At 65.4% G+C, this 23,195-nt stretch carries 24 protein-coding genes; 10 read left to right on the plus strand and 14 right to left on the minus strand.

Translation table 11 applies throughout. The features are described 5' to 3' along the window. Nucleotides 1–94: 94 nt before the first annotated feature. Genes JQ586_RS17310 through nth form a run of 3 tightly spaced genes read right to left on the minus strand, consistent with a single transcriptional unit; the run spans nucleotide 95 to nucleotide 3,690 of the window. On the minus strand, nucleotides 95–1,735 hold the full coding sequence (locus JQ586_RS17310) for an MFS transporter (RefSeq protein WP_212395810.1): 1,641 nt from the start codon (nucleotides 1,733–1,735) through the stop codon (nucleotides 95–97). Further along, on the minus strand, nucleotides 1,722–2,855 hold the full coding sequence (locus tag JQ586_RS17315; protein ID WP_312016978.1) for an HlyD family secretion protein: 1,134 nt from the start codon (nucleotides 2,853–2,855) through the stop codon (nucleotides 1,722–1,724). The genes JQ586_RS17310 and JQ586_RS17315 overlap by 14 nt, the downstream gene beginning before the upstream one ends. Nucleotides 2,856–2,913: 58 nt before the next feature. Then, complete coding sequence (gene nth / locus JQ586_RS17320; protein ID WP_212395812.1) at nucleotides 2,914–3,690, minus strand: endonuclease III; 777 nt, start codon at nucleotides 3,688–3,690, stop codon at nucleotides 2,914–2,916. Between the two features lie 22 nt (nucleotides 3,691–3,712). On the opposite strand from nth, the gene JQ586_RS17325 reads away from it, so the two are divergent. Both JQ586_RS17325 and JQ586_RS17330 read left to right on the plus strand, forming a co-directional pair. After that, nucleotides 3,713–4,243 (plus strand): DUF2244 domain-containing protein, encoded by a 531-nt coding sequence (locus tag JQ586_RS17325; protein WP_212395813.1) that lies wholly within the window; start codon nucleotides 3,713–3,715, stop codon nucleotides 4,241–4,243. A 57-nt stretch (nucleotides 4,244–4,300) separates the two neighbouring features. Further along, nucleotides 4,301–5,197 carry a bifunctional helix-turn-helix domain-containing protein/methylated-DNA--[protein]-cysteine S-methyltransferase gene (locus JQ586_RS17330; RefSeq protein ID WP_212395925.1) on the plus strand — a complete coding sequence of 299 codons (897 nt, stop codon included), beginning with the start codon at nucleotides 4,301–4,303 and terminating at the stop codon, nucleotides 5,195–5,197. A gap of 62 nt (nucleotides 5,198–5,259) precedes the next feature. Here the strand turns inward: JQ586_RS17330 and JQ586_RS17335 are convergent, their stop codons facing one another. From JQ586_RS17335 to dnaK, 8 genes are all read right to left on the minus strand, one after another. Further along, nucleotides 5,260–5,880: a 2,3-bisphosphoglycerate-dependent phosphoglycerate mutase gene (locus JQ586_RS17335; protein WP_212395814.1), complete on the minus strand. Its 621-nt coding sequence runs from the start codon at nucleotides 5,878–5,880 to the stop codon at nucleotides 5,260–5,262. A 31-nt stretch (nucleotides 5,881–5,911) separates the two neighbouring features. Then, entirely contained in the window at nucleotides 5,912–6,724 is an 813-nt protein-coding gene (dapB, locus tag JQ586_RS17340; protein ID WP_212395815.1) for a 4-hydroxy-tetrahydrodipicolinate reductase, read from the minus strand. Nucleotides 6,725–6,847: 123 nt separating this feature from the next. Beyond that, the gene (locus tag JQ586_RS17345; protein WP_212395816.1) at nucleotides 6,848–7,150 is read right to left on the minus strand and encodes a DUF1330 domain-containing protein; all 303 of its coding nucleotides are present in this window, start codon (nucleotides 7,148–7,150) and stop codon (nucleotides 6,848–6,850) included. A gap of 22 nt (nucleotides 7,151–7,172) precedes the next feature. Then, a complete protein-coding gene (pyrF, locus tag JQ586_RS17350; RefSeq protein ID WP_212395817.1) occupies nucleotides 7,173–7,883 on the minus strand; it encodes an orotidine-5'-phosphate decarboxylase in 711 nt (236 codons plus the stop codon). 6 nt (nucleotides 7,884–7,889) lie between these two features. Continuing rightward, complete coding sequence (locus JQ586_RS17355) at nucleotides 7,890–8,468, minus strand: NADPH-dependent FMN reductase (protein ID WP_212395818.1); 579 nt, start codon at nucleotides 8,466–8,468, stop codon at nucleotides 7,890–7,892. Between the two features lie 139 nt (nucleotides 8,469–8,607). Continuing rightward, a complete protein-coding gene (locus JQ586_RS17360) occupies nucleotides 8,608–9,210 on the minus strand; it encodes a class I SAM-dependent methyltransferase (RefSeq protein WP_212395819.1) in 603 nt (200 codons plus the stop codon). A 92-nt stretch (nucleotides 9,211–9,302) separates the two neighbouring features. Further along, nucleotides 9,303–10,436 (minus strand): molecular chaperone DnaJ, encoded by a 1,134-nt coding sequence (dnaJ, locus tag JQ586_RS17365; protein WP_212395820.1) that lies wholly within the window; start codon nucleotides 10,434–10,436, stop codon nucleotides 9,303–9,305. Between the two features lie 148 nt (nucleotides 10,437–10,584). After that, on the minus strand, nucleotides 10,585–12,486 hold the full coding sequence (gene dnaK / locus JQ586_RS17370; RefSeq protein WP_212395821.1) for a molecular chaperone DnaK: 1,902 nt from the start codon (nucleotides 12,484–12,486) through the stop codon (nucleotides 10,585–10,587). A gap of 590 nt (nucleotides 12,487–13,076) precedes the next feature. Here dnaK and JQ586_RS17375 point away from each other — a divergent pair. Together JQ586_RS17375 and pncA are read left to right on the plus strand one after the other, a co-directional pair. Further along, complete coding sequence (locus JQ586_RS17375) at nucleotides 13,077–14,015, plus strand: hypothetical protein (protein WP_212395822.1); 939 nt, start codon at nucleotides 13,077–13,079, stop codon at nucleotides 14,013–14,015. 99 nt (nucleotides 14,016–14,114) lie between these two features. After that, on the plus strand, nucleotides 14,115–14,837 hold the full coding sequence (gene pncA, locus JQ586_RS17380; protein WP_212395823.1) for a bifunctional nicotinamidase/pyrazinamidase: 723 nt from the start codon (nucleotides 14,115–14,117) through the stop codon (nucleotides 14,835–14,837). Between the two features lie 24 nt (nucleotides 14,838–14,861). Here pncA and grpE read toward each other — a convergent pair whose 3' ends face one another. Together grpE and hrcA are read right to left on the minus strand one after the other, a co-directional pair. Beyond that, nucleotides 14,862–15,467 (minus strand): nucleotide exchange factor GrpE, encoded by a 606-nt coding sequence (gene grpE / locus JQ586_RS17385; RefSeq protein WP_212395824.1) that lies wholly within the window; start codon nucleotides 15,465–15,467, stop codon nucleotides 14,862–14,864. A gap of 155 nt (nucleotides 15,468–15,622) precedes the next feature. After that, nucleotides 15,623–16,711 (minus strand): heat-inducible transcriptional repressor HrcA, encoded by a 1,089-nt coding sequence (hrcA, locus tag JQ586_RS17390; protein ID WP_212395825.1) that lies wholly within the window; start codon nucleotides 16,709–16,711, stop codon nucleotides 15,623–15,625. A gap of 217 nt (nucleotides 16,712–16,928) precedes the next feature. On the opposite strand from hrcA, the gene rph reads away from it, so the two are divergent. The 3 genes from rph to hemW are packed head-to-tail and all read left to right on the plus strand — an operon-like array spanning nucleotide 16,929 to nucleotide 19,433. Continuing rightward, nucleotides 16,929–17,642 (plus strand): ribonuclease PH, encoded by a 714-nt coding sequence (gene rph / locus JQ586_RS17395; RefSeq protein WP_212395826.1) that lies wholly within the window; start codon nucleotides 16,929–16,931, stop codon nucleotides 17,640–17,642. Between the two features lie 11 nt (nucleotides 17,643–17,653). Next, nucleotides 17,654–18,289, plus strand: a complete 636-nt coding sequence (gene rdgB, locus JQ586_RS17400) for an RdgB/HAM1 family non-canonical purine NTP pyrophosphatase (protein ID WP_212395827.1) — start codon at nucleotides 17,654–17,656, stop codon at nucleotides 18,287–18,289. Further along, nucleotides 18,276–19,433: a radical SAM family heme chaperone HemW gene (gene hemW, locus JQ586_RS17405; protein WP_212395828.1), complete on the plus strand. Its 1,158-nt coding sequence runs from the start codon at nucleotides 18,276–18,278 to the stop codon at nucleotides 19,431–19,433. Before rdgB ends, hemW begins: the two co-directional genes overlap by 14 nt. Here the strand turns inward: hemW and JQ586_RS17410 are convergent. After that, the gene (locus JQ586_RS17410) at nucleotides 19,430–20,620 is read right to left on the minus strand and encodes a penicillin-binding protein activator (RefSeq protein ID WP_212395829.1); all 1,191 of its coding nucleotides are present in this window, start codon (nucleotides 20,618–20,620) and stop codon (nucleotides 19,430–19,432) included. The two genes, hemW and JQ586_RS17410, sit on opposite strands and share 4 nt — an antisense overlap. 208 nt (nucleotides 20,621–20,828) lie before the next feature. On the opposite strand from JQ586_RS17410, the gene rsmI reads away from it, so the two are divergent. The 3 genes from rsmI to gshB are packed head-to-tail and all read left to right on the plus strand — an operon-like array spanning nucleotide 20,829 to nucleotide 23,130. Continuing rightward, the gene (rsmI, locus tag JQ586_RS17415; protein WP_212395830.1) at nucleotides 20,829–21,782 is read left to right on the plus strand and encodes a 16S rRNA (cytidine(1402)-2'-O)-methyltransferase; all 954 of its coding nucleotides are present in this window, start codon (nucleotides 20,829–20,831) and stop codon (nucleotides 21,780–21,782) included. Continuing rightward, on the plus strand, nucleotides 21,769–22,152 hold the full coding sequence (locus JQ586_RS17420) for a YraN family protein (protein WP_212395831.1): 384 nt from the start codon (nucleotides 21,769–21,771) through the stop codon (nucleotides 22,150–22,152). The genes rsmI and JQ586_RS17420 overlap by 14 nt, the downstream gene beginning before the upstream one ends. 30 nt (nucleotides 22,153–22,182) lie before the next feature. Next, nucleotides 22,183–23,130 (plus strand): glutathione synthase, encoded by a 948-nt coding sequence (gene gshB, locus JQ586_RS17425; protein ID WP_212395832.1) that lies wholly within the window; start codon nucleotides 22,183–22,185, stop codon nucleotides 23,128–23,130. The last annotated feature ends 65 nt before the right edge of the window (nucleotides 23,131–23,195 follow it).

Genomic DNA, 23,195 nt, shown 5'->3' on the forward strand with positions numbered 1-23,195 from the left:
TTCCCGGTATGTGAAACCGCCGGGCGAGCGAAATATTTCGTGCGCCGCCGGTAACGGACGCCGCGCAGTATTCACTATAAATTGAGGATACCAACTAGGGACGAGGCGGCGCCGTCTTCGCGCCGCGCTTCCACGGCACCTTGATCGCAAGATCGACGGGCACGGGCGACAGGGGACCGGCTGGCGCGCGCTTGATCAATGCGACCAGGAAAAGCGCCAACATGCCGAACCAGAAGCAAAGCCAGAAGCCATCGATGTAAGCCAGCACGTTCGCCTCGCGCTGCACCAGCGCAGCGAGCGTGCCGACCGCTCGCCCCAACGCCGTCCCCACGCCATGTGCCGAGAAGCCCTCCGCCAACTGTTGCAGCAATTGCCTGACGTCGACATCGCCGTTCTGGACATGCAAGCCGAGATAGGCAGAGTGGATCTGCTCGCGGACGCGCAGCCAGGTACCCATCAACGCGATGCCGATCTCGGCACCGCCAAGCCGGCAGATCTGGATATAGGCCGCGAACGCGGTCGCCCGCGATGGGTCGGAGTTGGCGAGCGCCATGATGATGATCGGCAGCAGCGTGAGCGCCTGCCCGACCGACTGCAGCAGAACGATGCCGATAAAATCCTCCCGCGCCCATGCGTGGGTCAGCTGCGTGCCCCAGAGATTGGCGGCTGCGAATGCCGAGAAGCCGAGCACGACGACGATGCGCGGATCAAGGTGGCGGAGAAGCAGGATCGAGATCGGCACCAGCACGAACATCGGCAGCGCCCCGTAGGCCAGCAGCAGTGCGCCGGATTGCTCCGGCCGCAGCGCCGTGATGGTGCCGAGGAAGTTCGGTACCAGAGACGAGTTCGACAGGCTGGTCAGTGTGTACAGGACAATGACGATCAGCGAGAGCCCGATATTGCGCGAGAACAGGATGTTGAAATGCGCCCAGGGCCGGAGCGCCAGCATCTCGTTGATCATGAAGGCGAGGATCAACGCGCCGCCACCGAGCAACAACGCCATCACCGTGCCCGATTCCAGCCAGTCGAGCCGGTTGCCCTGATCGAGGCCGGCATAGACCATCGCGACACCGGCACCGAGCAGCAGCATGCCGCCCCAATCGGCATCGCGCAGCAGATCGCGATTGACGGGCTCGTTCGGCGTGCCGAGATAGACCATCAGGCCCATCAGCGGCGCGACCACCGCACCCTGCCAGTACAGCCACGGCCAGCCAAGATGCTCGACGTAGAAGCCGACCAGCGAGCTCGAGGAGTCAAGCGCGAAGCCGACCCGGATCGAATAGAGCGAGATCGCCGGCAGCCACCAGCGGATCGGCAGGTTGCGCAGGACGATCATCAGCGTCGCGGGGACGAAGGTGCCGAGCAGCATGCCATGGGCGATGCTGAGCACCATCAGCGTCGGATAGTCGTGCACGAACGGGATGATCAGCGAGACCACCGCGTAGATCAGGCTCGGTATCCCGAGCACCCGCCGCAGGCCGAACGCGGTGGCGAGCCAGGCGACGGCCGGCGCCACGAAGATCTGCGAGCCGATCGCGGCGGTCGATAGCCACGCCCCCTCGTCGAAGCCGAGCGAGAACGCGCCGCGCAGATCGGGCAGGCCGACCGTGGTCAGGCGGCTGTCGAAATTCGCCAGGAATGCGCCCAGCAACACCGCACCGACCGCGAACAGCGGCTGCGGTCCGATCCCGCCCTGCGATACCGGGCCGTGAGTGCGGTCGTCATTTTCCGTCATTCGCGGCCGCCCCGCCGGTGTCGATGCTGGTGACGACCGACATGCCCGGCAGCAGCCGCTCGAGCAGCGGCTGGCCCTTGTCGAACTGGATGCGCACCGGGATGCGCTGCACCACCTTGGTGAAATTGCCGGTGGCGTTGTCGGGTGGCAGCAGCGCGAATTGCGATCCGCTCGCCGGCGCCACGCGCTCGACGCGGCCGTGCAGCTTCTGGCCGGGGAACGAATCGATCGTGATCTCGACCGCCTGGCCCGGCTTGACGTGCGTGAGCTGCGTTTCCTTGTAGTTGGCGATCACATAGACGTTCGGCAGCGGCACGACATTGACCAGATTGGTGCCGATGTTGACGTAGTCGCCCGGCTGCACCTGCCGCTCGCCGGTGACGCCGTCGAACGGCGCGGCGATCCTGGTGTAGCCGAGCTTGAGATTTGCCGCTGCAAGCTGCGCCTTCGCGGCGTCCAGATCGGCAGCACGCTGTTTCTTGGTACCTTGCAGGACGTCGAGCTGATGGCGCTGGGCTGCAATGACAGCGCGGCTCGCGGTGACATCTGCCTGCGCCTTGGCATAGGCGGCGGTCGCCTGTTCAAGCCGTTGCCGTGTGCCTGCATCGGTTTGTGACAATGACTGCTGACGCTCCTGCTCCTGACGCGCCTCGGTCTGCTGTGCCTCCGCGGACAATCGCGCGGCTTCGGCCTGCGCAATCGTCGCGTATTGCAGCTCGACCTGGTTGCCGAGGTTGTCGAGCGCCGCCTGTGCGCCGACGACGCCTGCCTCAGCCTGGGCGGCCTGCGCCTGATAATCGGCGGGATCGATCTGCACCAGCAGATCGCCGGCCTTGACGCGCTGGAAATCGCTGACGGCGACCGTGAGCACCTCGCCCGAGACCCGGCTGGCGAGCTGGGTCAGCTCGGCGCGGACATAGGCATCATCCGTACTCTGGATTGTGGCATTGCCGACCCAGGCGTCCCAACGCATGGTCGCCAGTGCGACGAAGGCGAGCGCGACGAGCACGGCAAACAGCGGGATCGCGAAGCGGCCCCAGAAGCCGCTGGACGCGGCCGGAGGCGTTGACGGCGCAGCCGGACTGGCGGGTGGCGCGGTGGTCTGAACCTGCTCTGTCACGACATCCCCTTCACTCAAGCTACATACCGGTCTGGCAAGGCATGGCGTCGAGCATGCCTCAGACGGCCTTCTCCGGCCACCGGCAGAGATCATTGATCAGGCAGACCCCGCAACGCGGTCCGCGTGCCAGGCAGGTGTAACGGCCGTGCAGGATCAGCCAGTGATGGGCGTGCAACATGAACTCCGGCGGGATCACCTTCTCCAGTCCGAGTTCGACTTCGAGCGGCGTCTTGCCGGGCGCGAGGCCGGTGCGATTGCCGACGCGAAACACATGGGTATCGACCGCCATCGTGTGCTCGCCGAAGGCCATGTTGAGCACCACGTTTGCGGTCTTGCGGCCGGCGCCGGGCAGCGACTCGATCTCCGCGCGGGTGCGCGGCACCTCGCCGCCGAACTCCGCGATCAGCTTCTCGGACAACGCGATGACGTTCCTGGCCTTGTTGCGGTAGAGCCCGATCGTCTTGATGTAGTCGCGCACCTTTTCCTCACCGAGCGCGAGCATCTTCCCGGGCGTGTCGGCGACCGCAAACAGCGCGCGCGTCGCCTTGTTGACGCCGGCGTCGGTGGCCTGTGCCGAAAGCACAACGGCGACCAGCAGCGTGTAGGGGTTGAGATGTTCCAGCTCGCCCTTCGGCTCCGGATTGGCTTTGCGGAACCGACTGAAGGCCTCGTAGACCTCGGCCTCCGTCCATGGCTTTGGTTTCGCGGCCTTCCTGGCCGGGCGCTTCGGCGATGGCTTGACCGACTTCGCGGCCTTTTTCTTCGGCGCGGAGCGAACGCTGGCTGTCTTGACGCGTTGAGATTTGGCGCGTTGAGGGCGGGTGATTTTGGCCATGTTCCGGATATACTGATACGTCATGACCGCAGGCAACGACTTTGATCCCACCAATGATCTTGAGCCCGAGCCGATGCTGTTCTCGGCGTTGCTGACGCCCCACCGCTCGCTCAACCGCACCGGCTTCGTCGTGCTGATGACCGCGGTCACCGCGATCAGCTTCATCGCCGGCGCGGTGTTCTGGTGGCTGGGCGCATGGCCGATTTTCGGCTTCTTCGGGCTCGACGTCCTGCTGGTTTATTGGGCGTTCAAGGTCAATTTCCGCACCGCCAAGGCGAGCGAGGAGATCAGCGTGACGCCGTCGGAGCTGCGGGTGCGCCGGGTCAGCCACCGCGGCCATGTCGTGGAATGGGTGCTCAATCCGCTCTGGGTGCAGTTCGAGCAGAAGTCGCATGCGGAATTCGGCATCGAGCGGCTTTACCTGATTTCCAGAGGCCGCCGGGTCAGCATCGGCAGCTTCCTCAGCCCGGATGAAAAGGCTAGCTTTTCCAAAGCCTTGATCGCGGCATTGAACACCGCCAAACGTGGCCCCACCTACAATCCGGTCGCTTGAGCGGGCTTGTCAGAAATCGGGTGGTTCGAACGCGCCATGGCTCCTAAATCAGATCCCATGATGACACTCGCCATACATGACCAACGCCTGGCCAAGCCGGGCCCGCAGCACGCCGCGCTGCGCGACTACGATTCGGTGCGGCGTGCGATCGCTTTCATCTCGGAACACTGGCGGACGCAACCGACGATCGAGTCGATGGCGGACGCAGCCGGCGTCACACCGGATGAACTCCACCACCTGTTCCGCCGCTGGGCCTCGCTGACGCCAAAGGCCTTCATGCAGGCGCTGACGCTGGACCACGCCAAGGGCCTGCTGCGTGACTCCGCAAGCGTGCTCGACGCGGCACTCGATTCCGGCCTGTCGGGGCCGGGTCGGCTGCATGATCTGTTCGTGACGCACGAGGCGATGTCGCCAGGCGAATGGAAGAACGGCGGCGCCGGCATGACGCTGCGCTACGGTTTCCATCCCTCGCCATTCGGCACCGCGATCGTGATCGCGACAGGCCGCGGGCTGGCGGGCCTTGCCTTCGCCGACCCCGGCGACGAGCAGACCGCCTTCGCCGACATGAAGCGGCGCTGGCCGAACGCGACCTATGTCGAGGATACCGACGGCACCACCGCGCTGGCCCAGCGTGTGTTCGACACCCGGCTGTGGCGGCCGGACCAGCCGCTGCGCGTGGTGCTGATCGGCACCGATTTCGAGGTGCGGGTGTGGGAGACGCTGCTCAAGATCCCGATGGGCCGTGCGGTCTGCTATTCCGACATTGCCAACAAGATCAGCAACCCGAAGGCCTCGCGCGCGGTCGGCGCCGCGGTGGGACGCAACCCGGTGTCATTCGTGGTGCCGTGTCACCGCGCACTCGGCAAGAGCGGCGCGCTGACCGGGTATCACTGGGGCGTCACCCGCAAGCAGGCCATGCTCGGCTGGGAAGCCGGGCAGGTGGGATTGCATTGACAACCACTTCGTCATTCCGGTCTGGTGTGACAGCATCAGGCCCGGAATGACGCGTTCAATTATCACGCCAGATCCACTTTTGACGCGACGGTGGAATCGGCGTTGAGCCGGTAGACCACCGGCGCGCCGGTAGCGAGTTCGCGCTTGAGGATCTGCTCGGGCGTCAGCTTTTCCAGCACCATGATCAGCGCGCGCAGCGAATTGCCGTGGGCGGCGACCAGCGTGCGCTGGCCGCGCAGCACGCCGGGCAGGATCTCCTGCACGTAATAGGGCAGCGCGCGTGCCAGCGTGTCCTTCAGGCTCTCGCCGCCGGGCGGCGGCACGTCGTAGGAACGGCGCCAGACCAGAACCTGGTCCTCGCCCCATTTCTTGCGGGCGTCGTCCTTGTTGAGCCCCGAGAGATCGCCATAGTCGCGCTCGTTGAGCGCGAGATTCTCTGTCGTCGGCAATCCGGACTGGCCGATCTCGGCGAGCATCACCTTCAGCGTGTGCTGTGCGCGCGTAAGGTCGGATGTGAAGGCGACGTCGAACGACAGGCCCTGCGCCTTCAGTTTGCGGCCGGCTTCCTTGGCTTCACTGATGCCCTGCTCGGTGAGATCGGGGTCCTTCCACCCGGTGAAGAGATTCTTCAGATTCCATTCGCTTTGGCCGTGCCGCACGAGGACAAGGAGACGATCGCTCATTCCAAAGTTTCCGTTCTTGCTTCAGAGGGGTTTATTCGCTCAGCCCGAGCACATCGGTCATCGAATACATGCCGGGCTTCTTGCCATGCGCCCACAGGGCCGCTTTCAGCGCGCCTTGCGCGAACAGCGCGCGGTCCTCGGCGTGGTGCGACAGCGTGATGCGCTCGAATGGACCCGCAAAGATGACGCTGTGATCGCCGGCCGCGGTGCCGCCGCGCAACGAGGCAAAGCCGATGTCGCCGGCACGGCGCGCACCGGTCAGCCCGTCGCGACCGCGCGCCGAATGTTGCGCCAGCGCGATCTGGCGTCCCGCCGCCGCGGCCTCGCCGAGCATCAGGGCGGTACCGGACGGCGCATCGATCTTGGACTTGTGATGCATCTCGAGGATTTCGATATCAAAGGCCTGGTCGAGGGATTGCGCGACGCGCCTGACCAGCGCGGCGAGCAGATTGACGCCGAGGCTCATATTGCCCGACTTCACCACGATGGCACGATCGGTGACGCTCCTGATCACGGCATCGTCCGACGGCGACATGCCGGTGGTGCCGATGACATGAACGAGGCCGCGCTGGGCCGCGATCGCGACATTGGCGATGCTCGCTGCCGGCACGGTGAAATCCAGGATGCCGTCGGCATTGGACGACATCGACCACAGGTCGGCCGACAGCGGAATGCCGTTGGCCGGCAGACCAGCGAGCACGCCGGAGTCTTTGCCCAACAGTTCCGAGCCCGGCGCCTCGAGCGCACCCACCAGGACCGCACCCGGGGTTTCGGAAATCACGCGCGTCAGCGTGCGACCCATCCGGCCGCCGGCTCCCGCAACAATCAGACGCATGTCAGCCATGGCTCACCTCTCACCGCCGTATAAAGCATGATCCGGAAAAGTGGAAACCCGGTTTTCCGATCGAGATCATGCTCAAACAATGGCGGCCATAGCTGTTCCGGCAACCGAGCCGGCTGCCCGATATCAGGGCTGCGGGCCGTCATAGCCCTCGATGATGATGAGATCGGCCATCGAATGCGGCTGCCGGACCTTGATGTTGGCCTGGTATTCCGGCGAGTTGTAGCAGGCCATCGCCGTTTCGTAGTCGGGGAATTCGATCACGACATTGCGCGAACGGCTCTGGCCTTCAGGGTTGTTGAATTTGCCGCCGCGGACGATGAATCTGCCCCCGAACTTCTGGAAGATGCCGGGATTGGCCACCGCATAGGGCTTGTAGCCTTCCTCATTGCTCACATCGACGCGCGCGACCCAATATCCTTTTGCCATCTCTGTTCTCCCTCATTGGTGGTCAGGCGATCGCCTCTGCGATCTCGGCCTGAATGGCGTCTGCCGCGGCCTTCGGATCCGATGCGTCCACGACCGGTCGCCCGACCACCAGATAGTCGGCACCGGCGGCAATCGCACGGGCCGGCGTCATGATCCGTTTCTGGTCGCCGGTGGCCGCACCTGCCGGACGGATGCCCGGGGTCACCAGGTTCATCCGGTCGCCGATGATTGCGCGCAACGCCGCTGCCTCCTCGGGCGAGCTCACGATGCCGTCGACACCGAGCGCCTGCGCCTGCCGGGCGCGCGTCTCGACGAGATCGGAGACGTTGAGGCGATAGCCCGCCGCGTGAAGATCATTGTCGTCGTAGGAGGTCAGAACGGTGACCGCGAGGATCTTCAGGCCCGAGCCGGCGCGGGCGTCGACCGCGGCCTTCATGGTCTGCGGATAGGCGTGCACGGTGAGGAAGGTTGCGCCGAGGCTCGCGACGCTCTCGACGCCGCGCGCTACCGTGTTGCCGATGTCGTGCATCTTCAGATCGAGGAACACCTTCTTTCCACTGCCTGCAAGCTGCTTCGCCATTGCCAGGCCACCGGCATAACCAAGCTGATAGCCGATCTTGTAGAAAGTCACGCTGTCGCCGAGCTTGTCGATCATCGCCTCCGCGGCTGCCACCGAGGGCAGATCGAGCGCCACAATCAACCGGTCTCTGGAAGCGATCCTGGCAGGCTGCATGTCACCTCACATCATGCGTTGGGAATGGTCGATCAACTGCTGCACCAGCGCGCGCATCGCCTCGATGTCGGCCTGGTGCTTCAGGCGATCCATATCGTCATAGGCCTGCTCGGCGAATGACAGCGCGAGCTGGTTCGGGATCACGGCGGCGTGGCATGCGGACAGGATCAGGCGCAGCGCCGCCAGCGCGCGGGTGCCTCCGAGCCGGTTGCCGGACGCAGCGGCGATCGCGAACACGCGGTCGCGGAACACCTGGCCGCGGGCCTCATTCGGATCCTGCACGCGGCTGACCCAGTCGATCGTATTCTTCACCAGCGCGGGCACCGACGAATTGTATTCCGGCGTCACGATCAGCACGCCATGATGGGCGCCGATCATCCGCTTGAGATTGACGGCGTGCTGCGGCACGCCCGACTTGGCCTGCAGATCGCCGTCGTAGATCGGCAGCGGGAAATCGGCGAGCGAGATGCGGGTAACGTCGGCCCCACACTGCGCCAGTTGCTGCGTCAGCACAGCGGCCAGCTTCGCGTTGAGCGAGCCGGCGCGAAGCGATCCGGGGATCACGAGGATTTTCAGCGCGGACATTTTGAAATCGCGGTTGGGGCCGAGCCCGCCCGCGCAGGGCGCGCAGCGAGCATTGTCGCAGAAAATGCTCTTAGCCAATATTTTGCGCGTATTCCATTCGCAAAACCGGCATCCACTTTTGCGGAATACGCGCCGAAGATCAGCCTTTGCGGTACACCCAGACCCGGGCCGGCGGAAGGTTCATCCAGATTCGTTCAGAGGCCTCTGTGGACACGCCCGGCAGCGATTTCGGGATCGGGGGCACCACCGAATAGGTGAACTGAACGAAGGGGGCGCCAGGCGCGAGCGCGAGGAATGCGTCGCGGACCAGCTTCAGGCGCGTCAGCATCGGCTTGGTAACGAGCGGCAGGCCGGAGACGACGGCCGAGGCGGGAGATTTCAGGGCATCCCACAACGTGTCCCGAAGCCGGTAGGCATCGCCTTGGACGACCTTGGCCTGTGGATAGCGCTCACGCAGCAGCGCGCAAAATCCCGGATTGTACTCGACCAGTACGAGCCGCTTCTGGTCGACGCCGTGCTCGATCAGCGCGTTGGTGATCGCGCCGGTGCCGGGTCCGAGCTCGACAACCGGCCCTTCCGCGTGCGGATCGACATACTGCGCCATGGTGCGGGCCAGCAGCCGGCCGGACGGCATCACCGCGCCCATATGCAGCGGCTTCTCTATCCATGATCGGAGAAAACGGACCTCGTCGTCGAGACGGAGGGGCTTCTTCAAAACACGCGCGGACGATTGCAAGGGCATGTCGCTACCAGGCGGGACCGCACAATCGAGCGGTTGTCAGAAAACAGTCACAAAGACGTATAGGTCGGAGCCGTTACGGTCAAGCATGACGACTATTGCTGCGCGGAACGGTTTCCGAAGAAGTCCTTGACCTTAGAGAAGAAACCCTCAGCCTCCGGCTGGGTGGCCCCGTTCGACAGTTTCTGGAATTCCATCAGCAGTTCTTGCTGCTTCCTGGTCAGATTCTGCGGCGTTTCAACCATGACCTGGACATACATGTCGCCGGTCTGGCGCGACCGCAGCACCGGCATACCCTTTGATGCGATGCGGAATCGACGGCCCGACTGGGTACCCGAGGGCACTTTGACCTTGGTCTTGCCCTTGTCGATGGTCGGCACCTCGAACTCGCCGCCAAGCGCTGCAGTCACCATCGAGATCGGCACGCGGCAATGCAGATCGGCGCCGTCGCGCTGGAAGAACTGGTGCGTGGTCAGCGACAGGAAGATGTAGAGGTCGCCGGGCGGGCCGCCGCGGACACCGGCTTCGCCTTCGCCGGCAAGACGAATGCGCGTGCCGTCCTCGACGCCCGGCGGGATGTTGACTGAGAGGGTGCGGTCGCGCGTGACCCGGCCGGAGCCGGCACAGGCGCCGCAAGCGTCCTCGATCATCTGGCCACGGCCCTGGCAACCGGGGCAGGTACGCTCCAGCGTGAAGAAGCCTTGCGCCTGGCGGATGCGGCCGGCGCCGCCGCAATGCGAGCAGGTCTTCGGTTTGCTGCCGGCCTTGGCGCCGGTGCCCGAGCAGGATTCGCAAGTGACCGAGACCGGGATCTCGATTTGCGCGGTCTTGCCCTGGAAGGCTTCCTCGAGCGTGATTTCCATGTTGTAGCGCAAATCGGCGCCGCGCTCGCGGCCGCCGCTGCGGCGCTGCCCGGCCATGCCGAACAGGTCTTCGAAGATGTCCGAGAAGGAGGAGGCGAAACCGGCGCCGAAGCCCGGGCCGCCGCCACCCATGCCCTGCTCGAAGGCGGCATGGCCGAAGCGGTCGTAGGCGGCGCGCTTATCGCCGTCCTTCAGCACCTCATAGGCCTCGTTGATTTCCTTGAACCGGACTTCGCTTTGCGCATCGCCGGGATTGCGGTCCGGGTGCCATTTCATCGCGAGCTTGCGGAAAGCCGACTTCAGCTTGGTCTCGTCCGCATTCCGCTCGACCTCGAGGGTCTCGTAATAGCAGCGCTTGGTGGACATCCTTCAATTCCGTCCGAAGTTCGTCGCCATCGCCAGGATCGCGTCCGGTAAAAAAGATGCAGCGATCGGCTTAACGAAAAATGACCCCCACCCCATCGAGACGCCTGGCGTGCTCTTTGGCGTGAGGGTCATCATCTCCAGCCCGCCGTTAAGCAGACTTCTTGTTGTTCTTGTCGTCGTCGACCTCGGTAAACTCCGCGTCGACGACGTCGTCCTTTGCAGCGTCCTTGGCCGCATCGGCCTCGGCCTGCTGCTTGTACATGGCCTCGCCGAGCTTCATCGAGGCCTGCGCCAGCGTGTTGGTCTTGGCCTTGATCGCCTCGGCATCGTCACCCTTCAGCGCTTCCTTGAGGTCGCTGACCGCGTCTTCGATGGCGCGGCGCTCGGTATCCGCGATCTTCGAACCGTGTTCGGCCAACGCCTTCTCAGTCGAATGCACCAGACCGTCGGCGTGGTTCTTGGCGTCGACAGCCTCGCGCCGCTTCTTGTCCTCGGCCGCGTTGGCCTCGGCGTCCTTGACCATCTTTTCGATGTCGGCTTCGGACAGGCCGCCGGATGCCTGGATCCGGATCTGCTGTTCCTTGCCGGTCGCCTTGTCCTTCGCCGAGACGTTGACGATGCCGTTGGCGTCGATGTCGAAAGTCACCTCGATCTGCGGCATGCCGCGCGGAGCCGGCGGAATGCCCATCAGGTCGAACTGGCCGAGCATCTTGTTGTCGGCCGCCATTTCCCGCTCGCCCTGGAAGACGCGGATGGTGACGGCGTTCTGGTTGTCCTCGGCGGTCGAGAACACCTGGCTCTTCTTGGTCGGGATCGTGGTGTTGCGGTCGATGATGCGGGTGAACACGCCGCCCAGCGTCTCGATGCCCAGCGACAGCGGGGTCACGTCGAGCAGCAGCACGTCCTTGACGTCGCCCTGCAGCACGCCGGCCTGGATCGCAGCACCGATCGCGACGACCTCGTCGGGATTGACGCCCTTGTGCGGCTCCTTGCCGAAGAACTGCTTCACGACTTCCTGGATCTTGGGCATGCGGGTCATGCCGCCGACCAGCACCACTTCACCGATCTCGCCGGCAGTGAGGCCGGCATCCTTCAGCGCCTTGCGGCACGGCTCGATGGTCTTCTCGACGAGGTCGGCCACCAGCGCCTCGAACTTGGCGCGGGTCAGCTTCATCGTCAGATGCTTCGGACCGGTCTGGTCAGCCGTGATGAAGGGCAGGTTGATCTCGGTCTGCGTGGTCGACGACAGCTCGATCTTGGCCTTCTCCGCAGCCTCCTTCAGGCGCTGCAGAGCGAGCTTGTCGTTGCGCAGGTTGATGCCCTGCTCCTTCTGGAACTCATCGGCCAAATAGCCAACGAGGCGCATGTCGAAGTCCTCGCCGCCGAGGAAGGTGTCGCCGTTGGTCGACTTCACCTCGAACACGCCGTCACCGATCTCGAGGATCGAGACGTCGAAGGTGCCGCCGCCGAGGTCGTACACGGCGATGGTGCCGGCCTTCGACTTGTCGAGGCCATAGGCGAGCGCGGCAGCCGTCGGCTCGTTGATGATGCGCAGCACCTCCAGCCCGGCGATCTTGCCGGCGTCCTTGGTGGCCTGACGCTGTGCGTCGTTGAAATAGGCAGGAACCGTGATGACGGCCTGATCGACCTTCTGGCCGAGATGCGCCTCAGCGGTCTCCTTCATCTTCTGCAGGATGAAGGCCGAGACCTGCGAGGGCGAATAAGTCTTGCCGTCGGCTTCGACCCAGGCGTCGCCGTTCGATGCCTTGACGATCTTGTACGGAACGAGCTTCTTGTCCTTTTCGACCATCGGGTCGTCATAGCGGCGGCCGATAAGGCGCTTCACCGCAAAGAACGTGCGCTCGGGATTGGTCACCGCCTGGCGCTTGGCCGGCTGTCCGACGAGGCGCTCGCCATCGTCAGTGAAAGCAACGATCGACGGTGTCGTCCGCATGCCTTCCGCGTTCTCGATCACCTTGGCATTTTTGCCATCCATTACGGCGACGCACGAATTCGTGGTGCCGAGGTCGATCCCAATGACCTTACCCATGGTTTTCATATCCTTCTTGCTGCGGCAGGTTGGTTGAGCCCTGACGGCGCCCCGAACCGAACCCCCAGACGATCACATACTCGCGATATTGCGACGGTGAGCCTGATATAGGAGAGAGGGTCCTGCCCGCAAGGACTGGACGCAACGTTGAGGCCTGAAAAGACTGACGTTTGAAAGATTGTGTCAGCCCGGGCGTCGCGCCGGTTCAGCCTCCAGTCAAGTTAACAAATCGGCAATGATATCTCCCGCGCCCACGCGCGACGGATGCCTGGCGCCGCTTGCGCTTGTTGAGTGAACGCTCACAACGGCCGGTCAGCGATCAGCTCATCGGTACCGGGCGCGCTGTTTGGCCGCTGCCGGAGGCCTCCGGACGGGGCGATCAGTTGCCGGACAAATGTCGGCAAACCCCGGAAACAGGCGGATTATCGGGGAAAAATCATGCGGAATCGAAGGCGCGCAAGACCGAGACGGATCGACCGCGGACCCTGTTGCAGGGTCATCAAAACCGCTAAAAGCGGGCCGACTGATGACGCCCCCAGTCCTGCGCAGGCCCGATGAGCGGCCTCAAAGCCAAAGCCGGTAGATCCTTCATGACGCCCTTTCGAGTTCTCGCTGCGGTTGCCGCGCTGATTGCCGCCACCTGTTCCGCTTTCGCGGCCGACGTGGTCTTTCCGCCGGGCGCGCATGTCGGCATGAAGCCGCTCGTCGGCCTCGTCCGCGCGAAGACGTTCATTGGGTTCGAGACCGAGGATCAGGGGGTGAAGGTCCTGGTCGCCGATCTGCCGGCGGATGCCTATGGTGAGGTGGTCAGCGCCTTCAAGGCCAACCCCGCCGGCAGCGGCGGCATCAAGCCCGAAAGCCTCGAGACCCCGGCAGGGCTCGGCTACTACACGATCGAGAGCGGGCGGGACGGCGCCACCAATGTGCGGCGCTATTCGATGATCCTGCCCGGCCCGACCTTCTCCGGCTACGTCGCGGTGCAGGTGCCCGAGAACGCCGCCAAGATCTACACCGACGACGCCGTGCGGCAGATGTTCGCTACCGCCGTGGTCCGCAACGAGGTTCCGGTCGACGAGCAGCTCGGCATGATGCCCTTCAAGATCACCCAGCTCAGCGACTTCAAGAACGTCCGCATGCTGGTGCCGGGCGCGGCGCTGATGATTGCCGACGGCGACGAGAAGAGCGGCCTGGAAACCAAGCCGTTCATGATCCTCGGCGTGATCGGCTCGACCGCAGCCAGTCCCGACGATCGCGGCCGTTTCGCGCAGCAGATCGCCACCACGATCCCCGGCATACGTGACGGGCACATCACCATGTCCGAGCCGATCCGCATCGACGGCCAGCCCGGCTACGAGACCCGGATCGACGCCACCAGCGGCAAGGACAACACCCCCGTCACCGTCGTGCAGTGGCTGCGCTTCGGCTCGAATTCCTCGATGCGCATCATCGCCAGTACGCCGCGCACCGACTGGGAGAAGGCATTCCCGCGCTTCCGCGCGGTGCGCGACGGCATCGAGCCGCGCGGCTGACCGGAATTTCCTCAAGCCCCGCCGAAAAATCGGCCTTTCGTTTGTACGCAAACGGAACTAGCCTTCCCGCGCGGTTTCACCCCAGCGAGGAGAGGCACGATGTTGGATCGACGACGGGTTGTTGCAGGCCTGGTTACGGGTCTCGGGGCGACGGCTCTGGCAACACTGGTTCCTGGCGAGCTTTGGGCAGCTGCAATCAAGCCGGATGACGGCTCGGTGCTTCTGGTGATCGACGTCCAGAACTGCTTCCTGCCCGGTGGCAGCCTCGCGGTGAAGGACGGCGAGCAGGTGGTGCCGATCATCAACAAGATCGCCAAGAGCTTCGCCAATGTGGTGATGACGCAGGACTGGCACACGCCGGGCCACATCTCCTTCGCCTCGGTCCATGCCGGCAAGAAGCCGTTCGAGACGGTCGACCTCGCTTACGGCAAGCAGGTGCTGTGGCCCGACCATTGCGTGCAGGGCACCGACGGCGCCTCGCTGTCGAAGGATCTTGCGATCCCGCAGGCCGAGCTCGTCATCCGCAAGGGCTTTCACAAGGACGTCGACAGCTACTCGGCGTTCACCGAGGCTGACGGCAAGACCACGACAGGGCTCGCCGCCTACCTGAAGGCACGCGAGGTGCAGCGCGTCTTCGTCGCGGGCCTCGCCACCGATTTCTGCGTCGCATGGACGGCGCTCGATGCACGCAAGGCCGGCTTCGAGACCTATGTGGTGGAAGACGCCTGCCGCGGCATCGACACCCAGGGCTCGCTCGCCAAGGCCTGGGCCGACATGGACAAGGCCGGGGTCAAGCGCATCCAGTCGTCGGACATCGCCTGAACCGCGTCGCGAGCGGACCGACGATCAGGCCGTGAAATCGGCCGCCGGGGCGGCCTTTGCGCCGCCCTTGGAAACGCCGACCAGCGCCGGACGCAAAATGCGCTCGCCGATCATGTAGCCGGCCTGCATGACCTGCACCACGGTGCCCGACGGCACCGACGGGTCGGGTACCTCGAACATCGCCTGCTGGAAGTTCGGATCGAACTTCTCGCCGATCGGATCGAACTTCTTCACGCCGTTCTTTTCCAGCGCGTTGAGCAGCGAACGCTCGGTCAACTCGACGCCTTCGATCAGCGCCTTCAGGCCGGGATCAGCGGCCTCCTTGGTCTCGGCCGGGACCGCATCGAGCGCGCGCTGCAGATTGTCGGCGATCTCGAGCACGTCGCGGGCGAAGCCGGTGATGCCGTAGGTCTTGGCATCGGCGACCTCACGGCGGGTGCGCTGACGGAGGTTCTCCATCTCGGCCAGCGTGCGCAGCGTCCTGTCGCGCGCCTCGGCCAGTTCCTTGCCGAGAGCCTCCGCCGATCCCGCTTCCGGGTCGTCGGGCATGATGTAGGGCTTGGAGACCACAGGCTCGCCCGTCGGCGCCGAATTCTCGGCATTGTCATTTGTCCGGTTCGGATCGGTCATAGCGTGCCTTCTCGAAAACTCGCGTCGGTTCAAATCTTGGGGATTGGCTTGCCGGGATATCGTGCTTTGGGCGCCGAAAATCAAGCGCTACGTGGCGTTTCGGGTGGCCTCCGGTTCGCGTGACATCAACGGGTCAAAAACGAGCCTCGGTACGGTCAGCCGCCCAGAATCCTGCTGACGATGCGCGCGGCGTAGTCGACAGTCGGAATCACTCTCGCATAATTCAGCCTGGTCGGGCCGATCACGCCAAGGACGCCGACGATCCGGCCGTGCGCGTCGCTGTAGGGCGCGATGATGGTCGAGGAACCCGACAGCGAGAACAGCTTGTTCTCCGAGCCGATGAAGATCCGCACACCCTCGCCACGCTCGGCCCGGCCGAGCAGATCGATCACGCCGCGCTTGGTCTCGAGATCGTCGAACAGCGACTTGATGCGCTCCAGATCGTCGAGCGCATGCAGATCCTCCAGCAGATTGGCGTGGCCGCGCACGATCAGCTGGCGGTCCTCGTTCTCGCCGCCCGACCAGCTTGCGATCCCGGCGGCGACGACCTTTTGCGTCAGTTGATCAAGCTCGGCGCGGTTCTGCGTCAGCGCGGTCTCGAGTTCGAGACGGGCTTCGGCCAGAGTCCGGCCACGAATCCGCGCATTGAGGAAGTTGGTCGCTTCCATCAGCGCCGAGGAGGGAACACCCGGCGGCAGCGCGAGCACCCGGTTCTCGACCTGGCCGTCTTCGCCGACCAGCACGACCAGCGCCTTCTCGGGTTCCAGCCGTACGAATTCGATGTGCTTCAGCCGTGCGTTCGACTTCGGCGTCAGCACCACCGCCGCGGCCCTGGTCAGCCCCGACAGCCGGGTCAGCGCTTCACCGAGCGCAGCCTCGACTGTCTGTGCGCGGCCGACCGAGGCGAGCTGGGTCTGGATCGATTGGCGCTCCGCCTCGGTGAGATCACCGACCTGCATCAGGGCGTCGACGAAGAAGCGCAAGCCAAGTTCAGTCGGCAACCGGCCGGCGGAGGTGTGCGGCGCGTAGATCAGGCCGAGCTGCTCGAGGTCCGACATCACGTTGCGCACCGATGCCGGCGATAGCGGTAACGCGATCAGGCGCGAGATGTTGCGCGAGCCGACCGGCTCGCCGGTCGCCAGGTAACTTTCGACGATCTGACGAAAAATGTCGCGCGAGCGCTCGTTGAGCTGGGCGAGCCCCGCATGGGGCGCGATCAGGCCAATCGGATCGTGGTGAGCCAAGCTCTACTCCCTCACAATTACCCCCTAATTTGTCGATCTGCGGGGCCCAAGACAAGCACCAAGACAAGCACCATGACGAGCATGCATTCGCCCCGGGAAACCGGGCTGCAAGCGGGGTCGAAAACCGCGCCCAAAACGCTCCCAAAACCCTTGCCGCTGCCCCTTCCCCCTCCTACAAGCACGGCCAGCCATTTCTCTCGGATTTTCGGAGGATTCCATGCGGCCAAGCCGCCGTGCGCCCGATGAGCTGCGTCCCGTCTCGCTGGATCGCGGTGTCGTCAAATATGCCGAGGGTTCCTGCATGGTGAAGTTCGGCGACACCCACGTGCTCGTCACCGCCACCCTGGAGGAACGGCTGCCGCCATGGCTGAAGGGCCAGGGCCGCGGATGGGTCACCGCCGAATACGGCATGCTGCCCCGCGCCACGCTGGAACGGACCCGCCGCGAGGCCTCGGCCGGCAAGCAGGGGGGGCGCACGGTCGAGATCCAGCGCCTGATCGGCCGTTCGCTCCGCGCCGCGGTCGACCTGGAAGCGCTGGGCGAACGCCAGATTACGGTCGATTGCGACGTCATCCAGGCCGATGGCGGCACCCGCACCGCCTCGATCACCGGCGCCTGGGTGGCTCTGGCCGATTGCATCAGCTGGATGAAGACCCGCAACATGCTGAAGGCCAATGTGCTGCGCGACAATGTGGCGGCGATCTCCTGCGGCATCTACCAGGGCACGCCGGTGCTAGATCTCGACTATGCGGAGGATTCGGAGGCCGAGACCGACGCCAATTTCGTGATGACCGGCGATGGCCGCATCATCGAGGTGCAGGGCACCGCCGAGAAGACGCCGTTCTCGCAGGACGAGTTCCTGGCGCTGATGGCGCTGGCGCGCAAGGGTGTCGCGCGTCTGGTCGACTTGCAAAAGATCGCCGTGGCGTAGTCTGATTGGCCATGCACCGCCGAATCACCGGAAAGCTCGTGATCGCGACCCACAATCCGGGCAAGCTCGCCGAGATGCGGGAATTGCTGGCGCCGCACGGGGTGGAAGCGGCGTCGGCCGGCGAGCTCGACCTCGCCGAGCCGGAGGAGACCGGCGACAGCTTTCGTGCCAACGCCGCGATCAAGGCGATCGCGGCGGCAAAGGCCGCCGGGCTGCCGGCCTTTGCCGACGATTCCGGCATCGTGGTCGACGCGCTCGACGGCGCGCCCGGCATCTATTCGGCGCGCTGGGCCGGCGAAGCCAAGGATTTCATGGCGGCGATGACGCGCATCGAGCGCCTGTTGCAGGAGCGCGGCGCGACCACGCCGGGCGAGCGCAAGGCGCATTTCGTCTCGGCGCTGTGCGTGGCATGGCCCGACGGTCACCTCGAGGAGGTCGAGGCCCGGGTCGATGGAACCCTGGTCTGGCCGCCGCGCGGCACCGCCGGCTTCGGCTATGATCCGGCGTTCCTGCCCGATGGCCACACACGGACCTTCGGCGAGATGACCAGCATCGAGAAGCACGGCCTGCCGCCGCTCGGCCTCGGCCTGTCGCATCGCGCCCGCGCCTTCGTGAAGCTCGCGGAGATCTGCCTTGAGCCTCGCTGACCAAGCTGCCTTCGGCGTCTACGTGCACTGGCCGTTCTGCCTGTCGAAATGCCCATATTGCGATTTCAACAGCCATGTCCGGCACGCGCCCGTCGACGAGGTGCGCTTCGTGCGCGCCTTTGCCCGCGAGATCGAGACGACGGCCGCCCGCGTGCCGGGACGCCAGGTCTCCTCGATCTTCCTCGGCGGCGGCACACCCTCGCTGATGCAGCCGGAGACCGTCGGCGCGGTGCTGGATGCGATCGGCAAGCACTGGCAGGTCGCACGCGACGTCGAGGTCACGTTGGAGGCCAATCCCACCAGCGTCGAGGCGACGCGCTTCCGCGGCTATCGCGCAGCCGGCGTCAACCGCGTCTCGCTCGGCGTGCAGGCGCTGGACGATGCATCGCTGAAGGCGCTCGGCCGCCTGCATACCGCGCGCGAAGCGCTTGACGCGGTTGCAATCGCGCGCACCGCATTCGAACGTTATTCGTTCGACCTGATCTATGCCCGGCCCGACCAGACACCGCAGATGTGGACCGCCGAGTTGAAGCAGGCGATCTCGGAAGCCGCCGAGCATCTGTCGCTCTATCAGCTGACGATCGAGGAGGGCACGCCGTTTTTCGGGCTGCACGCCGCCGGCAAACTGAAGACGCCCGACGAGGCGACGGCGCGCGCGCTCTACGACGTGACGCAGGAGGTTTGCGCGCGCGAGGGTTTGCCGGCCTACGAGATCTCCAATCACGCGCGGGCCGGCGCGGAGTGCAGGCACAACCTGGTCTACTGGCGCGGCGACGAGTATGCAGGCATCGGCCCAGGCGCACATGGCCGCCTCGACATCGACGGCGTCAGGCACGCAACCGCGACCGACAAGCGCCCCGAGGCGTGGCTGCTGCGGGTCGAGACGGACGGCCACGGCGTCATGACCGATGATTGCCTCAACAGCGAGGAGCGCGCCGACGAATTCCTGCTGATGGGATTGCGGCTCGCCGAGGGCATCGATCCCAAGCGTTATGCCGCGCTCTCCGGCCGCACGCTCGATCCGCACCGGATTGCGATGTTGCGCGACGAAGGTGCAATCACCGTCGACGCCGACGGTCGGCTGCGCGTGACCAAGTCGGGCTTTCCAGTGCTCGACGCTGTCGTTGCCGACCTAGCCGCTTAAGCGCCGAAACTCTTCGGCGATCCGGCAACTGCCGTGCCGCCGCCCGAGGTCACCTTCATCACCGCAAGACCGCGCTCGTTGGTGCCGTCGGAGCGGAAGCGGAACAGGCCATCGATGCCGGCAAAGCCGGAAGGGTTGGTCAGCGTCTCCGGCGCGAAGCGCTGCCCGCCCTGGGTGCGCGCGAGCGCCGCGACCAACGCGACGGCGTCATAGGCCAGGGTTGCCGTGCGCACCGGCTCGCCTCCGAACTTGGTGCGGTAGCGGCCGGCGAAGCTGCGGAAGCCGGACGGATCGGGTGCGGCATAGAGGCCGCCCTGCAGGGCTGGGCTCGCGAACACGCGCGGATTGTCCCACAGCCCAGTGCCGAGCAGCTGGATATTGTGCAGATTGGAACCCGCGGCCGTCAGCGCATCGGCGGTCGCGACGACCGAATCACCATCATCGGCGAGCAGCAGCGCGTCCGCCTGGCCGAGTGCCTGCGCCACCGTCCGCGCCGGGGCGGCCCGGTCGGCGCCGTATTTCTCGAACGCGACGACGCGCCCGTTCTTGCGGCCGACCGCCTGCTTGAAGGCGGCCTCGACCACATTGCCATAGGCATTGTCGGGCACCATCGCCGCGAACGAGCGCTTTCCGATGCCGATCGAATAATCGACGATCCGGTTGATGTCGGATTCCGGCAGGAAGCTCAAAAGATAGACACCATGGCCGGCCACGCTCGAATCGGTCGAGAACGCGATCTCGGAGGTTCCCCGCGCGCGCGCCAGTTGCGCGGTGGCCGGCACCGAGCCGGCAAACAGCGGCCCGAGGATGATCTCGGCCCCCTCGGCGAGCGCCTGCTGGGTACCCTGCGACGCGCCCTGCGGGCTGCCGCCATCGTCCTTGATCAGGAGCTGGATGTTCGGGTTCTGGAATTCCGCAAGCGCCATCTCGGCCGCGTTCCGCATCGACTGCGCGGCGACGCCGGCATTGCCGGACGCCGACAGCGGCAGGATCAGGCCAACCTTGACCTGCCCGGTCCCGACCGCCTGCGGCTGCTGCGGCGGACCCGAGGGTCCGGCGTCCGGGGTTGAGAAGCTCTGCTGGATGCCCGAACAGGCCGACAGCAGCGGCGCGCCAATGATGAGGCCAAGCGCTGTGCGCCGGGTCGCGCCCGTCGGCGTGGACTTGCGGTGATGCGGGCCTGCCATCGTCTCTCTTCTCTTGACCGACCGTGATCGGCCAGGACTCCATCCAGCCCTGATGAGGGGGGTGGATTTGGGCATATTGTCGGCGAATAGTTAACCAAAACAAAAGGATTATGGCGCCGCTGCCGGCACCTCGGTTTCGGCGCGGCGGCGCGCCGTCCTCAGCCACCTCCGTGTGGCGTAAGCACTGTCATCCCTCTAGATTGGCATTATGCGCGCAAAAACCAGTTCCCTCCAGCATTCGGACGCCGCGGCAGGTTCCGCCGATCGCACCTTCGCCGTCGGCGGCCAGGTGCTGACGGCGCCCAAGGCCGCGCCCGGACTGCATCTGGTGGCAACGCCGATCGGCAATCTCGGCGACATCACCCTGCGCGCCCTGGAGACGCTGGCCGGCGTCGACATCATCGCCTGCGAAGACACCAGGATCACCCGCCGCCTGACCGAGCGCTATGCAATCGCCGCCGAGCTGAAACCCTATCACGAGCACAACGCCGCGCAGGCGCGGCCGAAAATCCTGGAACGGCTGGCGCAGGGCGCGTCGATTGCGCTGGTGTCGGATGCCGGCACGCCGCTGATCTCGGATCCCGGCTTCAAACTGGTGCGCGAGGTCTGCGCCGCAGGATATCGCGTCGTCGCGGTGCCCGGGCCGTCATCGGTGCTGACGGCCCTGTCGGTGGCGGCACTGCCGACCGACCGGTTCTTCTTCGAGGGGTTCTTGCCGGCGAAGGAGCATGCGCGGCGCGCGCGGCTTGCCGAGCTCGCCCGGATCTCCTCGACGATCGTGATGTTCGAGTCCGGCAATCGCGTGCAGGAGACGCTGCGCGATCTCGCCGCGACCATGGCGGGCCGCGACGCCGCGATCTGCCGCGAGCTGACCAAGCTGCATGAGGACATCAAGCGCGCTCCGGTCGCGGAGCTGGCCGCGCGGGCGGATACGCTGGAAACGCGCGGCGAGTTCGTGCTCGTCGTCGGCCCGCCGGCCGACGATGCCGGCGTGATGGGCGAGGACGCCCTCGACGACCTGCTGCGCACGCAGCTTGCGCGCAGCAGCGTCAAGGACGCCGTCGCGCACGCGGTCGAGCTGTCGGGCCGGCCGCGCCGCGAGGTCTATGCCCGCGCGCTGGAGCTCGCCAGGACGGCCAGGGGCGATGATGCCGAAGACTGACAGCGCTTCCCCCCAACGCGTCGCGGCCTTCCGCACCGGCCTCTCCGCGGAGACCCGCGCCGCAGCCTATCTGATCGCCAAGGGCTATCGCATCCTCGCAAAGCGCTTCCGCACGCCCTATGGCGAGATCGACCTCGTGGCGCGCCGGCGCAATCTGATCGCCTTCATCGAGGTCAAGGCCCGTGCCAGCCTCGACGATGCCGCCTACGCAGTGACGCTCCGCCAGCAGCGGCGCATCATCGATGCCGCGCAGGCCTGGCTGATGGCGCATCCCGAGCATGCCGAATTCGACTTAAGATTCGACGCCGTCCTGATTGCGCCGCGCAGCCTGCCGCGCCATCTGTTAGCGGCATTCGACGCAAGCCGGTAAATTCCTTCTCCAGACCTCGCGGGAAACGCCATGAAATTGAAAGTCGCAGTCCAGATGGATCCCATCGCGCGTATCAACATCCGCGGCGATTCCACCTTCGCGCTGCTGCTCGAGGCGCAGAAGCGCGGCCACGGCATTTCCTATTACACGCCGGACAAGCTGTCGCTGAACGGCGACGAACTGGTGGCGCCGGTGCAGCATCTGACCGTGCGCGACGAGGCCGGCGATCACTTCACGCTCGGCGAGCCGAAGCGCGAGGCGCTCAATGCCTATGACGTCGTGCTGCTGCGCCAAGACCCGCCCTTCGACCTCGCCTACATCACCTCGACCCACCTCCTCGAGCGCATCCACCCCAAAACCCTGGTGGTCAACGATCCGGCCAGCGTGCGCAATGCGCCGGAAAAGCTGTTCGTGATGAATTTCCCGCAGCTGATGCCACCGACCCTGATCTCGCGCGACCTCGACGAGATCAACGCGTTCCGGGATCGGCATGGCGCCGTCGTCATGAAGCCGCTGCACGGCCATGGCGGCGCAGCGGTGTTCCGCGTCATGCCGCAGGACATGAATTTCGGCTCGCTGTTCGACATGTTCTCGGTGACGTTCAAGGAGCCCTGGGTGATCCAGCGCTTCCTTCCCGAGGTGAAGCACGGCGACAAGCGCATCATTCTGGTCGACGGCGAGTTCGCCGGCGCGGTCAACCGCGTGCCGGCCGCGGATGACCTGCGCTCCAACATGGTGCGCGGCGGCGCGGCCAGGGCGACGGAGCTCTCCGACCGCGAGCGCGAGATTTGCGCCGCCGTCGGCCCGGCGCTGCGCGAGCGCGGGCTCCTGTTCGTCGGCCTCGACGTGATCGACGGCAATCTCACCGAGATCAACGTGACCTCGCCGACCGGCATCCGTGCGATCGCGCGGCTCAACGGCCCCGACGTCGCGGCGATGATCTGGGATGCCATCGAGGCAAGGCGCGCTGCGAAATAAGCTCGCGTTGTTGATCCGGAAATCCCTGTTTCATTCAAGAAGATCATCCGCGCCAATGCGAGGCG

This window comes from Bradyrhizobium jicamae (genome assembly GCF_018130215.1).
GTDB classification, from domain to species: Bacteria; Pseudomonadota; Alphaproteobacteria; order Rhizobiales; family Xanthobacteraceae; genus Bradyrhizobium; species Bradyrhizobium jicamae_A.

Coding starts and splice junctions, on each gene's coding strand:
- JQ586_RS17420 (WP_212395831.1), top strand. CDS start 21,769: ATGCCGAAGACTGACAGCGCTTCCCCCCAACGCGTCGCGGCCTTCCGC.
- JQ586_RS17310 (WP_212395810.1), bottom strand. CDS start 1,735: ATGACGGAAAATGACGACCGCACTCACGGCCCGGTATCGCAGGGCGGG.
- grpE (WP_212395824.1), bottom strand. CDS start 15,467: ATGACCGATCCGAACCGGACAAATGACAATGCCGAGAATTCGGCGCCG.
- dapB (WP_212395815.1), bottom strand. CDS start 6,724: ATGGCTGACATGCGTCTGATTGTTGCGGGAGCCGGCGGCCGGATGGGT.
- JQ586_RS17360 (WP_212395819.1), bottom strand. CDS start 9,210: ATGCCCTTGCAATCGTCCGCGCGTGTTTTGAAGAAGCCCCTCCGTCTC.
- JQ586_RS17375 (WP_212395822.1), top strand. CDS start 13,077: ATGACGCCCTTTCGAGTTCTCGCTGCGGTTGCCGCGCTGATTGCCGCC.
- rdgB (WP_212395827.1), top strand. CDS start 17,654: ATGCACCGCCGAATCACCGGAAAGCTCGTGATCGCGACCCACAATCCG.
- JQ586_RS17355 (WP_212395818.1), bottom strand. CDS start 8,468: ATGTCCGCGCTGAAAATCCTCGTGATCCCCGGATCGCTTCGCGCCGGC.
- dnaJ (WP_212395820.1), bottom strand. CDS start 10,436: ATGTCCACCAAGCGCTGCTATTACGAGACCCTCGAGGTCGAGCGGAAT.
- pyrF (WP_212395817.1), bottom strand. CDS start 7,883: ATGCAGCCTGCCAGGATCGCTTCCAGAGACCGGTTGATTGTGGCGCTC.
- JQ586_RS17330 (WP_212395925.1), top strand. CDS start 4,301: ATGATGACACTCGCCATACATGACCAACGCCTGGCCAAGCCGGGCCCG.
- dnaK (WP_212395821.1), bottom strand. CDS start 12,486: ATGGGTAAGGTCATTGGGATCGACCTCGGCACCACGAATTCGTGCGTC.
- rph (WP_212395826.1), top strand. CDS start 16,929: ATGCGGCCAAGCCGCCGTGCGCCCGATGAGCTGCGTCCCGTCTCGCTG.
- JQ586_RS17345 (WP_212395816.1), bottom strand. CDS start 7,150: ATGGCAAAAGGATATTGGGTCGCGCGCGTCGATGTGAGCAATGAGGAA.
- JQ586_RS17325 (WP_212395813.1), top strand. CDS start 3,713: ATGACCGCAGGCAACGACTTTGATCCCACCAATGATCTTGAGCCCGAG.
- gshB (WP_212395832.1), top strand. CDS start 22,183: ATGAAATTGAAAGTCGCAGTCCAGATGGATCCCATCGCGCGTATCAAC.
- nth (WP_212395812.1), bottom strand. CDS start 3,690: ATGGCCAAAATCACCCGCCCTCAACGCGCCAAATCTCAACGCGTCAAG.
- pncA (WP_212395823.1), top strand. CDS start 14,115: ATGTTGGATCGACGACGGGTTGTTGCAGGCCTGGTTACGGGTCTCGGG.
- rsmI (WP_212395830.1), top strand. CDS start 20,829: ATGCGCGCAAAAACCAGTTCCCTCCAGCATTCGGACGCCGCGGCAGGT.
- JQ586_RS17335 (WP_212395814.1), bottom strand. CDS start 5,880: ATGAGCGATCGTCTCCTTGTCCTCGTGCGGCACGGCCAAAGCGAATGG.
- JQ586_RS17410 (WP_212395829.1), bottom strand. CDS start 20,620: ATGGCAGGCCCGCATCACCGCAAGTCCACGCCGACGGGCGCGACCCGG.